This is a genomic window from Halomonas sp. HL-93 (genome assembly GCF_900086985.1).
In the GTDB taxonomy this organism is placed as follows: Bacteria; Pseudomonadota; Gammaproteobacteria; order Pseudomonadales; family Halomonadaceae; genus Vreelandella.
This window is the reverse complement of record NZ_LT593974.1, coordinates 2,933,007-2,947,296: the sequence shown is the minus strand read 5'-3', so window position 1 is coordinate 2,947,296 and position 14,290 is coordinate 2,933,007. Positions and strand designations below refer to the sequence as shown.

13 protein-coding genes and 1 pseudogene are annotated in these 14,290 nt (G+C 54.6%); 10 read left to right on the top strand and 4 right to left on the bottom strand.

Going from position 1 to position 14,290, the window contains the following annotated elements:
* Positions 1-17 precede the first annotated feature (17 nt).
* Positions 18-971 carry a DMT family transporter gene (locus GA0071314_RS13670; protein WP_074397164.1) on the bottom strand — a complete coding sequence of 318 codons (954 nt, stop codon included), beginning with the start codon at positions 969-971 and terminating at the stop codon, positions 18-20.
* A gap of 98 nt (positions 972-1,069) precedes the next feature.
* Here GA0071314_RS13670 and GA0071314_RS13665 point away from each other — a divergent pair, with 98 nt between their 5' ends.
* Entirely contained in the window at positions 1,070-1,555 is a 486-nt protein-coding gene (locus tag GA0071314_RS13665) for a MarR family winged helix-turn-helix transcriptional regulator (protein WP_074397163.1), read from the top strand.
* Positions 1,556-1,599: 44 nt separating this feature from the next.
* On the opposite strand, the pseudogene GA0071314_RS19900 reads toward GA0071314_RS13665, so the two are convergent.
* A pseudogene (locus tag GA0071314_RS19900) lies at positions 1,600-1,719 on the bottom strand (helix-turn-helix domain-containing protein); the annotation flags it as partial.
* A 70-nt stretch (positions 1,720-1,789) separates the two neighbouring features.
* Here GA0071314_RS19900 and GA0071314_RS13655 point away from each other — a divergent pair.
* Positions 1,790-2,593 (top strand): NAD(P)H-dependent oxidoreductase, encoded by an 804-nt coding sequence (locus GA0071314_RS13655; RefSeq protein WP_442905892.1) that lies wholly within the window; start codon positions 1,790-1,792, stop codon positions 2,591-2,593.
* A gap of 52 nt (positions 2,594-2,645) precedes the next feature.
* Here the strand turns inward: GA0071314_RS13655 and GA0071314_RS13650 are convergent, their stop codons facing one another.
* Positions 2,646-4,136: a sensor domain-containing diguanylate cyclase gene (locus tag GA0071314_RS13650; RefSeq protein WP_074397161.1), complete on the bottom strand. Its 1,491-nt coding sequence runs from the start codon at positions 4,134-4,136 to the stop codon at positions 2,646-2,648.
* Positions 4,137-4,549: 413 nt separating this feature from the next.
* Here GA0071314_RS13650 and GA0071314_RS13645 point away from each other — a divergent pair, with 413 nt between their 5' ends.
* The 8 genes from GA0071314_RS13645 to GA0071314_RS13610 all read left to right on the top strand — a co-directional run bounded on the left by GA0071314_RS13645 (position 4,550) and on the right by GA0071314_RS13610 (position 12,227).
* On the top strand, positions 4,550-5,185 hold the full coding sequence (locus GA0071314_RS13645) for a glutathione S-transferase family protein (protein ID WP_074397160.1): 636 nt from the start codon (positions 4,550-4,552) through the stop codon (positions 5,183-5,185).
* 207 nt (positions 5,186-5,392) lie between these two features.
* Entirely contained in the window at positions 5,393-6,061 is a 669-nt protein-coding gene (gene bluB / locus GA0071314_RS13640; protein WP_074397159.1) for a 5,6-dimethylbenzimidazole synthase, read from the top strand.
* Positions 6,062-6,131: 70 nt separating this feature from the next.
* Positions 6,132-6,617 carry a GNAT family N-acetyltransferase gene (locus tag GA0071314_RS13635; protein WP_074397158.1) on the top strand — a complete coding sequence of 162 codons (486 nt, stop codon included), beginning with the start codon at positions 6,132-6,134 and terminating at the stop codon, positions 6,615-6,617.
* A gap of 9 nt (positions 6,618-6,626) precedes the next feature.
* The gene (locus tag GA0071314_RS13630; RefSeq protein ID WP_074397157.1) at positions 6,627-7,538 is read left to right on the top strand and encodes a LysR family transcriptional regulator; all 912 of its coding nucleotides are present in this window, start codon (positions 6,627-6,629) and stop codon (positions 7,536-7,538) included.
* 137 nt (positions 7,539-7,675) lie between these two features.
* Positions 7,676-9,082: an amidase gene (locus GA0071314_RS13625; protein ID WP_074397156.1), complete on the top strand. Its 1,407-nt coding sequence runs from the start codon at positions 7,676-7,678 to the stop codon at positions 9,080-9,082.
* Between the two features lie 35 nt (positions 9,083-9,117).
* Complete coding sequence (locus GA0071314_RS13620) at positions 9,118-9,345, top strand: hypothetical protein (RefSeq protein WP_074397155.1); 228 nt, start codon at positions 9,118-9,120, stop codon at positions 9,343-9,345.
* Entirely contained in the window at positions 9,338-10,840 is a 1,503-nt protein-coding gene (locus tag GA0071314_RS13615) for a sodium:solute symporter family protein (RefSeq protein WP_074397154.1), read from the top strand. Before GA0071314_RS13620 ends, GA0071314_RS13615 begins: the two co-directional genes overlap by 8 nt.
* 64 nt (positions 10,841-10,904) lie before the next feature.
* A complete protein-coding gene (locus tag GA0071314_RS13610) occupies positions 10,905-12,227 on the top strand; it encodes a DUF2252 domain-containing protein (protein WP_074397153.1) in 1,323 nt (440 codons plus the stop codon).
* A 20-nt stretch (positions 12,228-12,247) separates the two neighbouring features.
* Here GA0071314_RS13610 and GA0071314_RS13605 read toward each other — a convergent pair whose 3' ends face one another.
* On the bottom strand, positions 12,248-14,047 hold the full coding sequence (locus GA0071314_RS13605) for a GGDEF domain-containing protein (protein ID WP_074397152.1): 1,800 nt from the start codon (positions 14,045-14,047) through the stop codon (positions 12,248-12,250).
* Positions 14,048-14,290 lie beyond the last annotated feature (243 nt).

Here is a 14,290-nt window from a genome sequence, read left to right as displayed (position 1 = left end):
GTTAAATGCCACGGGCTTTACTCCATCGCTTTGATTGGTTTCCTGGAAAACGGTTTGGCTTTGCCAATATTGAGCAGGGTAATACCGGCACCAATTAACAGGGTGCCAAGTAGTAAGCCCTCGGGAGCGGCTTCTCCTTGCAACAGTATGGCGACAGGAACGCCTACCACTGCGCCGACGGAACCCAGTAGGCTGAGAAACACCGGGCCGCCGCTTTTCTGTAGCAGGAAGAGCAGTAAAAACTGGCCAGCGAAGACCACCGCTTGAAGGCCAATCAACAAGAACGGCAGGTAGTGGTCTGCCGGAACGCTCAAAGAGAAGCCCGGCAGGAAGCCCACGCTGAGTAGAATAACGGCAGCGGCGATGAGCATGCCTGGCGCCAGCGCATCGCTGGAGACGCCTTCTGGCCAGCGCAAGGTTCTGTAAAGATTACCGATGGCCAGCAGAACGGGGCCGATTAAGGCAAGGAAAATCCAGAGATAATTGGCATCCGGCGCGGAAAGCTTATGGAAGGCTAGGGTGACAGCTCCTGCCAGGGCTGATATTACCCCCGTTGCACGCAATACCTGAAACCGCTCCATTTTTAACGCTAGTGCGCCAACGTAGGTGAGGAGCGGTGGCAGGGTAATGATTAATGCAACGAACCCAGCTCCCACATGGGGAACGGCTGAGAAAAACAGTAGGTTGGCACCCGCGACGCCAAGCAGCCCGGAAACAGCGTAATACTCAATGGTGCGACCGTTAACTGGCGGTAGATTGTGGCGCAAGGCCGAGATAGCCAACAAAATAAGCGCCGCCCCTGAAATCGACCAGAACAGAAAAGCGAGCGCTGATAGCTGAATATCACCGGCAAGTTTCGCCAAATTAGTCGATAGACCCAGCAAGGCGCCACCGGCTAGTAGGTACACCAGTGGGGCAAGCCAGGCTCTTTTGCGTGAGTACGTTGTGCGGGCAGTGCTTGATAACGTCATTGGCGAAGTTCTCATTCGTACCGTTTCTGAAGGTATCTTGACATCAAGATATGCGCGATTAATCTTGACGTCAAACTAATTAGGCGCAAAATAGTGCTATGGATCATGTAGCCAATATTCTCAAACAGTGGCAGCAGGAGAGGCCCGACCTTGACGTTGCGCCGATGGGCACCATCGGGCGGGTCAAACGGCTGAACCACACCTTAATGCGCTCAATGGAGAAGACCTGGGCGGAATACGGCCTCACGGACAGCAGCTTTGACGTTCTGGCCACCCTGCGTAGAGAGGGAGAACCCTATGCGCTATCGCCGGGTAACTTGATGGCATCCACCATGGTGACCTCGGGCACTATGACTCACCGTATCAATCAACTAGAAAAGGCGGGGTTGATTGAACGGGTCAAAAATCCCGATGATGGGCGTGGTTTTCTGATTTCTCTTTCCCAACGTGGATTCGCGTTAATCGAGGAAGCCGTGGCTGCCCACGTGAAAACCCAGACGCAGTTGGTAAGTGGTCTGAGTAAAGAGCAGCGGGAGCAACTTGATGATTTGCTTAGGCAGTTCCTGGCGGGCCTGGAGCAGTAGTGAGGTGCGACGTAGCTGGCAAGCCAGCCACTATTTAAAAGCGTCACCCCCAGCCATCGCTCCATCTCGTTTAAACATCTAAAGACAGTCGCATGGCTGATATGCAGCGCTCTGGTGGCGCTGAATAGCAAACCCACCTCGGCAATCGCTAGCACAATTTGTATATCATCCCATCTTATCTACTGTTCATATATGCAAGCATGGCTTTCATAGATTGCCAATGTTTGTGCGTAAATGAACAGGTTAGTCTGTCGTCGAACCAATCAACAGGGGAGGCGCAGTATGAATATATTGATCGTTTTGGCTCATCCTGAACGCAAGTCGTTTAATGGCGGCTTGGTGGATGTGGCGGTAAAACAGTTAGAGGACGGGGGCCATAAAGTCGAGGTGGATGATCTCTATGTTGAGCAGTTTGATCCGGTGGAGCGCGCCGAGCTTTATCAGCATAGAGCCGTTGATGCGGACTACTTTTACCCCCTTAATGAACAGCGTGCTCACTACCAGCAAAACGCATTACCGCAGGATGTTCAGCGGGAGTTGGCGCGGCTGGAGTGGGCTGACTTGGTGATCTTTCAGTTTCCTTTATGGTGGCACGCCCAGCCCGCTATTTTGAAGGGGTGGTTTGATCGGGTATTGGTGTATGGCGGGCGCTACACAAGTCGGATGCGTTACGATCAAGGTTATTATCGCGGCAAGCGCGCCATATTGTCGGTAACCACTGGGTCACCGGAGACGACCTTTCAGCCCTTTGGCCGCGCTGGCAATATGGTGCACTGGCTATGGCCCATGCACGCATCATTGTACTACGTTGGCTTTAACGTGCTGGCGCCTCAGGTAAGCTACGGCATTCAGGGCGGCGGCATTCGCTATCAAGATGATGCTGCGATGATTGGGCATCTGGAAGCATGCAAAGAGGCCTGGGTGTCTCGCTTGGTGGGCTTGGATGCCGAGTATCCGATCCCCTTTGCGGGGTGGAATGACTGGGACAGCGAAGGCGTGCTAAGCCAGATAAACCCGCTGCGATGGCGATTAGGCTGAGCCGATGTTTGATGCTGAGCAAGGTGGCCTTTATCGAGCTGTACAAGCATGTTTATAGATCAGTTTCCCTACGGCGTTGGCTCTTGTCATCGTACATGCGCTCGTCTGCCAGGGTGAACACTTCCTGAGCGGCCACTTCGGTGGAGCTGGCGCAGCCTAAACTCAAATGAAGCGCTAGCTTTTTACGTTCGCCAGTCGCGGTGGTAATACTGCATTGTTGACCTTCAAGGTGTGTCCTGATCAAGTCGACTAGGCGCTTAGCTGCCGACAGGTCTGCAAAAGGAAACAAGACGACGAACTCGTCGCCGCCGTAGCGCGCTAGAATATCGCCAGATCGGCAGTGAGTTTGCAAGCGCTCAGCAACCGAGGTGATGAGCTGATCGCCCGCAACATGCCCATGGCGGTCATTCACTTCCTTAAGTCCGTCGACATCCATCATTAGCAAGGCAAAGTCCAGGCTCGGCGTCTGCGTTTTGCCTTGAATACTCAGTTGAAGTGTCGATTCGAAGAAGCCTCGATTGTAAAGGCCGGTTAGCCCGTCGCGTTCCGCCGTTTCCTTCAACGCCAGATGCAGGAGCTTGTTTTCGGTGGCCGCTGCTAATTGGTCAACGAATAGGGTCAACATTTGCTCCAGAGCGGCATCTAGCTTTGGCGCCCGCACGACCAGCCAACCTTCGTATAGACTTAGCCGGCCACCCATGGAGGTGGCGTACAGCTGCTCACCTTCACTTTTTTCGCGTAGCTTGATGGTGTTTCCATCTTGCTCAGGTAGGCTGGTCAATAGACTGCTGAGGTGGCGCTCATCGTGTAGGCTAAGACCCGCTACAGCGGTGTAGCGTGTTACTTCAGGGCGTTGCTGCTCCTGTAGAAAAACGGCAAAGCCATACTCGGGGAAATTGGCATGCAGGTGATTTAATGAATCATCCAGAAGCGTGTGAATATTGTTGGCGCGATTGGCGATTACTCCCAGCTCAAGCAGGCAATGAAAGGCGCGGTTCTGAAACTTGATGTCGCCAATATTGCGCCCAATCTGGCGGTTCTGGCTGTACATCACGCGACCGATCGTCAGAAAATAAACCACTGCGCCAGCCCCTTGGTAGATATCAAGGTTCATGCTCACATAGGGGCGAAAATGGAACCCCGTCAAGGCGCTCCAACCCATAGCAGCACTAGCGAATAAGGCAAAGGACAGTACCACCCGGCGAGGCCCACCTACCATCATGTTGTTCATTAAGCAGGCAAGCCCAATAGTGATGGTCGCCAGTACGTAAAAGTCCAGCACGCTGCACCAGGTGCCAAACAGGAGGCTGTCGAAGAGTAGGTTTCTGAACTCGGCGCGTTTCGAGTTTTGAACACTTGCCGTGTGGAGATATGCCAAACCAGGCCATAGCAGCAGCAATAGACCCGGCAAAATAAGCATCCAACCGCTTCCTTCTACCACGGCAATCCATACGGTGAGACCGAAGGTATGGCAAAAAGCGAAAGCACGCGGGGCCAGCGTTGCTCTTGCAAGGCGATGAGGCCGTTTTAGTGAAGATTGCATATGGGTATCAGTGTGTTCATGCTTGTTTGCTCCACAGCCTAGCACCTGAGAGATCTAAACCCTGTCATGGATTCACTCCATCCTATCGACAATACAGTGTTATGAGTTGTGTGTTGTACATGGGGATGAATACTCGCAACTTGCTAGTAAATTGGTCGGCGTGCTTTCGTAGAGCATCCTTAACTCGGCCAGTTCGGCGCCACCCAACTGGCCAGAAACCTGCTGCAGCTCGAATAGAGCAACTACGCATGTTTCGAACCTGTCATATCCATCCTCCCGGCCCCGTATGTGAGGTTTTAAAGAAAAAGAGCATTGTTATGTTTATTTAGGACGGATTCTTACCTATTTACAAACTAAGCTAATTTCGTAGTACTTCACATAACTTGAGAGTAGACGGAAAAAAGGAGGGCAGTATGTCGGAACTTACGTTTTACACTCACCCCATGTCCCGTGGACGCGTGGTTCGTTGGATGTTGGAAGAGGTTGGCATTCCCTACTCGGTAGAAAGCCGAGAATTTGGCCCAGAGATGAAAACGCCGGATTACCTGGCCATTAACCCCATGGGCAAGGTCCCCGCCATCAAACATGGCAATACCATCGTGACCGAAGTGGCGGCTATCTGTGCCTACTTGGCGGATCAGTTTCCAGATAAAGAGCTGTCGCCACCGCCGAAATCCCCCGAACGGGGTGTTTACTTTCGATGGCTGTTTTTCATGGCAGGGCCTTTTGAAATGGCTACCAGTGCACAGGCTTATGACTGGAAAATTGATAGCAGCAATGCACAGGCTGTTGGCTGTGGCCGTTTGGAAGACGTCCTTAACACGCTAGAAAAGGAATTGACCCGGGGAAGCTATATTTGCGGTGATCACTTCACGGCAGCGGATGTGCTGGTCAGTAGTTATCTCTGGTGGGAAACGATGCAAAAGAATATCCCGCCAAATGAGGTATTCAAGCAATACATAGCGCGTATGGAAAGCAGACCAGCGGCCAAACGCGCCAATGAACTGGACGATGAGTTGGCCAAGCAAATGCAGCCTGTGTCCAACTGAGTGTTTGTCTATGTTGCCGCCCTGGCTTGAACCATTTGTGAGCTGGGGCTTTAAAGCATATAAAGCAGATGCCACTTGGCATTCATCATCACTTAACACGCCACAGTTCCGGGACTACTTTGCTACTGCCGCTCAACTTGGAAATGCACAAGTCTCTGGGTGAGGGCACATCGACATTCACGCTGTACAATAGGCCTAGCCGTAACGATGACCACAACGAATCACCGCTTTTCCGATGCCGAGCGGCGCGGACTTTACCGCGCGATACACGAACGGCGCGATGTGCGCTCGCAGTTCTTGCCCGATCCTATTGCACCTGAGGTGCTGGCGCGCCTGATTGAGGCGGCCCACCATGCGCCATCGGTTGGCTTTATGCAGCCCTGGGACTTTATCGTGATTGAAAGCCGCGAGGTGAGGGCGTCGGTGCTTGGGATATTCGAGCAGGAAAACCAAAAAGCCGCTGAGCGTTTTGAAGGGGAGCGTAAAGAGAACTACCGTAGTTTGAAGCTTCAGGGCATTCTGGATAGTCCCCTCAATCTCTGCATTACCTGCGACCGCAGCCGTGGAGGTCCCCATGTGCTGGGGCGTAATAGCATTGTAGAAACCGACCTGTTTAGCACCTGCCTTGCTGTACAAAACCTCTGGCTGGCGGCACGAGCCGAAGGTATTGGGGTGGGCTGGGTGAGTATTCTCGACCAAGAGCAGCTAAGCGCTGTCTTGAATCTGCCTGAACACGTTTATCCGCTGGCGTATCTCTGCCTTGGCTATGTCAGCGAGTTTTTAGACCAGCCGGAGCTTGAAGCCAAGGGCTGGCGCGCCCGTCTGCCATTAAGTCAACTGGTGCATGGCGATAAGTGGGGGCAGCCGTTGGTTTGACGAACCGTAGCGTTACCCGTTGTTTATCGCTACTGTATTCGCTTGTGCTAAACAAGGCTGGAAGCTATTTATGCAAAGCGATATAACCCTCCAGCGGCTCAGCGCTGACGATCCAAATGTTGCGTTAGTGGCGGGCTGGACATTTTCAGCCTGGGGCCATTTACACCCAGGGCTTACCCAAGAGCAGGCTACTGAACGTTTGAAGGCCGAATGTGGCCAGGGCGGTGTGCCTTCAATCTTTGTGGCGATGCAAGGCGAAACCCCTGTGGGAACCGCCAGCCTCATTGCGGATGATATGAGTATTCGCCGCGAATTTACCCCCTGGCTGGCCTCCGTATTCGTCGTGCCTGAATGGCGGGGGCAGGGTATTGCCTCTGCGTTGGTGCGCCGGGTAGAAGCCGAAGCAGCTGCGCATGGCTTTGAGCGCTTCTATCTCTACACCCCTGATCAACAGGCGCTTTATAGACGGCTGGGTTGGCAGGATGAGGAAGACGTTGAGTATCGAAAAGAGCACGTTACGGTGATGGCGCGGCAACTAGATAAGCCACACAATTAAGAGACTTTTATGATTAGTGGCCGTGCATTACGCTATTTCGATACTGTGGCCCGGTGTCGTTCGCTGCGCCAAGCCGCTGCCCAGCTGCATATCGCCCCCACGGCGATTAGCCGCCAGATCGATTTACTGGAACATCAGCTTGGTGCACCGCTCATCGAGCGCGGCCCCAACGGCATTAGCCTAACGGCAGCGGGGGAACTGCTGGCCGCCCAGGCCCAGCGCACCCTGCGTGACCTGGAACGGGTGCAGGAGCATATTGCCGACCTTAAAGGGTTACGTACTGGCCGGGTCAGTTTGCAGGTGGCGGAAGGCGTTGTGGCTGGCCTGTTAGCCCCAGCGTTAGCCAAGATGGGGCAGCGCTATCCTCATTTGAATTTTGATATCGGAATCGCTAGCGCCAGCCAAATGGTGGAGGCACTGCGCCGAGGCGATGCGGATATTGGCCTGTCGTTCTTTATGCCCCGCCATGATGACATTGTGCCTTTTGCCAGCGCCGAGTTGGACCACCATGCCGTCATGGCCCCAGGTCATCCATTGGCCGCGACTTCTGAGGTGAGTCTACGCTCCTTGGCGGAGCAGCGGCTGATCCTGCCTGATGAATCCTATGGCGCTCGCCAGGCGCTGGAGCGTGCAGCACACAGGGCAGGAATTACCCTAATCCCTACCTTCAAGACCGCTTCGCTGGAAACTCAAAAAGCACTCGCCCTTAACGGCGCAGGCGTTCTGGTATTGCCGCCGATGGCGGTCGCTCGGGAGTGCCAATTAGGCATGCTGGTGAGTGTTCCTCTACGTCCATCGGAGCTGGAAGCCGCCCGAATTGATCTCTGCGTTTATCGTCATCGCCAGCGAAGTTTTGCCACCGAGGCGTGCCTTTCATTACTGGCAAGTGCCCTACAAACACTGTCAATTTCGCCCTCCTGAAATATTTTGAAAGCCTAGAGTGCACACAAAAAGTGGACACGTTGCAGTCAAGATTGAAATAGCAGAGTGCGCTATGTGGGTTCATGCTGAGGTTATTGATAGCGACAGTCTGATAACAACAGCAAAAAGGTAATGTGATGCCTGAATTACACCAACTCACCGCCACCCAATTAATCGATGGCTACCGCGCTAAAACGTTTTCCCCTTATGAGGTGGCGGATGCCTTGGTTAAGCATGTAGCCCGGTGGGAGCCGCACATTAACGCGCTGTATGCCTATCAGCCCGATGGCTTCATTCAAGCAGCAGAAGCGTCTACCCAACGCTGGGCAAAAGGCGAGCCAAGCGGCGCTTTGGATGGTGTCCCGGTCACCCTTAAAGAGTTGATTGCAACGAAAGGAATGCCGGTGCCGGTAGGCACCGGGCTGGGTGAGCAGACGGCTGCCACTGAGGATGCTCCCCCAGCCGCGCGCCTATCAGAAGACAACGCCCTGCTGTTGGCAAAAACTACCTGCCCTGACTTTGGCATGCTCTCATCTGGCCTTTCGTCGTTTCATGGCTTAACCCGTAACCCCTGGAACTTAGCCTGTAATACCGGCGGTTCAAGTGCGGGGGCGGGTGCTGCGGCTGCCGCGGGGCTAGGGCCACTGCATGTGGGCACCGATATTGGTGGTTCGGTTCGCCTCCCAGCGGCGTGGTGCGGCGTTGTCGGTTTTAAGCCCACGCTGGGCCGGGTACCGATAGACCCTTATTACGTAGGCCGTTGTGCCGGGCCAATGACTCGTAGCGTCGAGGATGCCGCGTTAATGATGACGGCGCTTGCCCGCACGGATCGGCGCGATGCGACGCGCCTGCCGCCGGAAACGATTGACTGGATGGATCTGGAGCTCGCCGTTAAAGGTTTGCGAGTGGGTGTGATGATGGAGGCGGGTTGCGGGTTACCTTTGGATGATGAGATTCGCCACTACGTGGAACAGGCCGCAAAGCAGTTAGAAGCCGCCGGGGCAACGCTAGTGCCCCTGGCGCCAGTGCTGACTCGCGAAATGCTGGATGGGCTGGATCACTTCTGGCAGGCCCGACAGTGGAGCGAGTTGTTAAAGCTCTCATCAGAAGAGCGTGAGCAGGTACTGCCTGCCATTTTAGCCTGGGCCGACGGTGGCGCACGCTTGAGTGGTGTAGACGTAGTGCAAGGTTTTCAGCAGACCATGGCGATGCGTCGCGCCACTGAAGCCGTATTTGATAAGGTCGATGCGGTGATGTCACCCACGACGCCCAATATCGCCTTTCCGGCCGAGTGGCCATCGCCTACCAATGATCCGCGCCAACCCTTTGAGCATATTGCTTACACCGTGCCTTGGAATATGGGCGAGCAGCCTGCGATCTCGCTCAATGCAGGGTTTAGCCGTGGCGATATGCCTATCGGGGTGCAATTGATTGGCCCGCGCTTTGCCGATCACTTTGTGCTGAAGCTGGCGCGGCAGTTGGAGGGGCGTTTGGCGCTACCAATGCGCTGGCCAACGCCGCCATTCGACAAAACTGTCGTTTAAAAAGCCACTCGTTAATTAACCAAGGGGAAACATCGATGCGAAATTTGATCGTGCTGCCTACTTCTCGAGCGGGCTGGGGACTGCTCATTGCGTTTGTGGCATTGGTGCTGGCAGGCACTTGGCCGGTGATTGGTTTAATGAACAAGGCGGTACTGGTGATGGGGCTGCCGCTGATGGTGGTATGGAGCTACTTGGTGATTTTTGCCTGTGTAGTGGTCATGCTGATCGGCAACCGCATTGTAGAGCGAGACGACCATGAATAGCCCCTGGCCACTGCTGATTACCGCGACCTATGTCGCTATCGCCATGGTGATTGGCCTACGCGCCAGGGCAGGCCGCTCCATGAATAGCCTGGAGGAGTGGGGGGTGGCGGGGCGCAGTATGGGGCCGGTGACGCTCTACCTGTTGATCGCCGCCGGTAGTGTAAGTGCTTACACCTTTATGGGCGCCCCCGGCTGGGCTTACTCCAAAGGTGTCGCGGTATTTTATGTGGCGATCTATCTCGCCTATCTGGCATTGGTGGCGTGGTACTTTGGTCCCAAGGTGTGGCAGTTCGGTGAACAGTTTGGTCATGTGACTCAGGCAAGCGCTATTTCAGACCGCTATCAGAGTCCCGCACTAGGTGCGATTGCAGCGCTCGTGATGGCGATTGGCTCTATTGCCTATGCGGTACTGCAAACCATTGGCTCAGCCTATATTTTGTTTGTGATGAGCGGCGGTTTGATTCCTATTTGGCTGGGTGTCGTGCTGGTACTGGCTTGCATCGCTGTCTATCTCTACGCCAGCGGTCAGCGGGCGATTGGTCGTACCAATGCCTTTCAGGGTGTGTTGATGTTGATCGTCGCCTGGGCCGTTGGCCTCTGGGCCGTGCATAACGCTACCGGCGGGCTGAGTTTTGCCGGGGTGTTCGAGCGTATTCAGAGCGAGCATAGCGAGTTCCTCACCCTGCCAGGCGCAGGCGGCGATATGAGCTTTAGCTTCTGGACGACCTCGATCATCGTTTCCATGTTCTCGTTTATGCCGCCGGTATGGACCCAGTGGATGAGTGCCTCTTCCGCGCGCACTATTCGCCGCAGCGCGACGTGGCTGCCTACCTATTACATCGTCATCCTGCCTATGGTGGTCGTAGGTTTTATCGGCATTTACTCACTGCCGGAGCTGGAGAGGGCGGATACCGTCGTACTTGAATACGCCATGCAGCACTTACCGATTGTGTTGGTCGGGTTGCTCGGTGCAGGCACGCTTGCGGCCTCAATGTCCTCAAGCGAACCTTTTATCCACTCGGTTTCACTGTCGCTAAGTAAAGATGTGCTGCAGCCGGTTTTGAAGCTTTCCGATGGCGTTACCGGAAAACTCGCCCGGCTGCTGATTCTGCCCATTATGTTCTTATTGATAGCACCGCTTGCGATTGCCGAGCCCGGCAGTTTGGTAATGATTCTGTTGGTAGGGTTGGGGTTTGCTTCCCAGGTACTGCCTGCCTTTATCGGCATGTTCTTTTGGCCGAGAGCCTCTCGCTTGGGTGTCATGGCGGGCATCGTGGTAGGTTTTTTGATCACCACGGCATTTACTGTCTTTTGGCCACATCCCATGGGCATTCACGCCGGATTTTGGGGGCTGATGCTCAATCTGCCGATATTTGTCGCCGTCTCTTTGATGACGCCTGCTACCCACGCCGAGGTGGTCGAGCGCTTCTTTCGTATTTCAGCCCCGCGAGGCTTTACCCGCTCGAAAGGCAAGGCGTTAAATTCTGTGACTTAATCTCTTAACGTTTGTCGCCTATGCTTGAAGCAGACCGCTTTTATGCACCGACAAAGGCATCGCGATGAGTCATGCACTAACGGGGCACAATCGCCCTCAGCAAGTGATTGGGGCTATCCAGCAAGTCAATGCGCCGCTGGCCGTGGCGACCCGCCAAGCCAAATACGCCAAAATGGCGGCGTCGCCGTATCGTTTCTTCCGTGGCACCTCCCATGTGTACTGGCAAGATGTTTGGCACGACTGGCGCTTCGCGCTGTTTGGTGGCTGGCCGAATACCCAAACCTGGCTGCAAGGCGACGCCCATATCTACAATTTTGGGGCATACGGTCATCATGATGACCAAGTGCGTTACGGCATGGACGATTTTGACGATGCGCTGATCGGCGACTATCAATATGACGTTTGGCGGCTGGCCATTAGCGTGGTATTGGACGGCCGCGAAAACGTTGAGCTTAGCCCTAAAGCCATTGATAAAGCATTGAAAAATTTGCTGGAGGGCTACTACCAAACGCTTGCGGACTATACTGATGACAAACCGATTGAGGCGGTGACCCGGGATAACGCCAAAGGCCAATTAAAACCCTTTATGACCAAGGTGGTGGATAAACAAAGCCGCGCGCGTATGCTGGAAAAGTGGACCACCCTGGATGCGCAACAAGGCCGCCAGTTTGCCGAGCGCCCAGGTAAGCTGGCCAATCTGCCAGCAGATGTGGCCAGCCAGCTACGCCGCCTCATTGAGCAGGAGTACCAGCAAACCCTCCAGACCCCCATAAAAGACAGTGATCCCCACCATTTTCGCGTCAAAGACACCGCGCGCCGTTTAGACGCGGGTACCGGTTTGCTCGGGTTAGAACGCTACTATGTGTTGATTGAAGGAGGCGTTGACCGAGAGCACGACGACATCATTTTGGATGTTAAAGAGCAGGTGACGCCGGAAGCGTTTCGCTTTATGAACAAGGCCCAACAGCAGGCGTGGCGTAAGTTATTTCCCAATGAAGGCATCCGCCATGCGGCGGCTTTTCACGCTATCGCGGAACACCCGGACGCCTATCTGGGCTGGCTCACCATGAACGACAAGGTGTTTTCGGTGCGCGAATGCTCGCCGTTCAAGAAAGACTTTCCCACCCATAAGCTTTCCGGTGGAAAGCCTTATCGTAAGCTCGCGCAGCAGTGGGGGCAGATTTTGGCGCGCGAGCACCTGCGCGGTGCGCAAGCCTTAAATAAAGGGGATCATCGGCCGTTCGCTATGGCCGTTTGCCAGCGACTGAAAGCACGTGAAGCGCAGTTTGTTGACGTGGTGTCGACCCTGGCGGTGGCTTATGCCGACTGCGTCGAGCAGGATTACGCTGTGTTTATCGGCCATTTTCTGGCGACTGATTCACCGTAGCGGCTACGTAGCGGCTGAAGTTACTGTGTTTGGTGCCTGCCAAGCATAAAGCCATGTTCCTCGAACGACTCCGACCAAACGACGCAGCGGTTCCGGCCGCTGCGTTTGGCGTGATAGAGCGCTTCATCGGCGTGTCGTAGGAGTTTATGCGGGTCCCGGGTATGGTTCGGAAAGGTGGCAATGCCGCAAGACAGGGTAATTCGCCTGAGTGGCATACCCTGGTGAGTACAGACGGTTTGGGCGACCGAAGTTAATAGTGCGTTGGCGCTGGCCTCTGCCGTTTTGGCAGAGGCGTCCGGGAGCAAAGCGACAAACTCTTCGCCCCCGATTCGGCAGACGACGCCCAAATCCATGAAATGCTGGCTGAGTAACGCCGCCATTTTGACCAGCACGGCATCACCTGCATCGTGGCCAAAGTGGTCGTTGATATCTTTGAAATGGTCCAGATCCAGCATTAACAGCGAGAGGTAAGTACCATGCTGCTGCGCGCGGCGACACTCATGGTCAAATACCGTATTGAAATGGCGTCGGTTGTGGAGGCCAGTGAGGGGGTCCTCAAACGACAGGCCCTCTAACTCCCGAACCAGTTGGTCAAGCTCAGCGGTACGCGATGCTACTTGCATTTCGAGGGTTTCGTTGGCCGTTGCCAGTTGCTGTTGAGTGCGCCGGTAGTGCCACAAAAAAATGGCTGCTATGGCCAACGCAAAGGCCAAACTGCCGTAGCTTAACGGCACCATGCGCCAAGCCACAAAACCATGGGCGACGACCATGTCAGCCAGCAGTAGTGGGGCGAAAAAAGTGAAACTGAGCACCAGCAAGCGCTGTTCAAGGTTGAGCTTGCGAAAGCGAAATAGCGCGAGCAGCAGCATGAACGGCATGGTCACGGCCAGCAGAACATCAAAAATGGGGAAGGTTAACGATAGGCTAATAATGCCCATCTGAACCAAGCCAATGGCAATCACCAAGTAAGCCACATGCAAGGCCCAGAGCCTTGTTATCCAGCGTTTAGCTGTGCCTTCAAGCCAGTGGCTGAGCAACATCCCAAGCGCGATCGGCAGGGTATAATAGCTGCCCGCCCTCAGCGTATCCCAAGCCAAGGGACCATCGGCGATCAGTTGTCGAGCAGGCGCCTCGGCAAGCAGCATCAGCCCTGAGGCGTAGGCGAACAGCGCGATAGCCATAAAACCACGCCGTTCAGGGCCAATGAGGGCAAAAATAGTCGCCAGAATCGCAAGCACCAACACCAGCGCACTGACGCCAAGATCCTGGGCCGAGTCATGGATAACGTGCTTGAGTACATCAATACGCTCCATGACCTGCACTTCGCCCCAAAGGCCAATACTGGTGTAGTAGGAATATAGCCGGAAAGTGAGTGCCTGACCGGCAGCGTCTTTGGGCAGGTCAATCATATGCCAGGGCCAGCCTGCAAAATCGCCCCGCCCCTGGTCGTCAAATTCCCCGTACTGATAAACCATTTCATCGCCGAGGTAGGCTTGGCCAATTAAATTAATGCTGGTGATATAAAGGACGGGGTCGTTCCATTCGCCTTCTGGCAACGTCGTGCGCAACCAAAGGTGTTGATGTCCCTCGCGGCCTGGTGGGTTAGAGGGAGAGATCGACGGCTGCCAATCGACGGGGTCACTATGCAGCCACCGAGGCGCGCCGTTAGCATCCAGGGGAGAGTCGCCCCAGCGGTATTCCCAGTCTGTTAGTGGTTGAGGTGGGGTATCCGCTTTAAGACCGTTAGAGAACGTCGCCAGCATAACTAATGAGACGATCAGCAGAACGCAATGGCGTATGGCGAACCCACGTGGCGGCATGGTGAACGTCCTCGTTTCTTATTAACGGTCATTCTACTGATTAAGGGCAACAACCGTATTCACTACCAAGGGTTGGTGCAGCGAGATACAGTCGAGTCGGCATGTTGGTCCTCAGTCTAACTAAAAATATGACTAAGGCGATGCGTTTTGTTCAACGGTTTGATTGACTGTGCTAGGTCGCAAGCGAAAAAACCGGACCAACTGGGGCCCGGCTTAATTAAGTGGTGCGGTTTTTTAAGCATT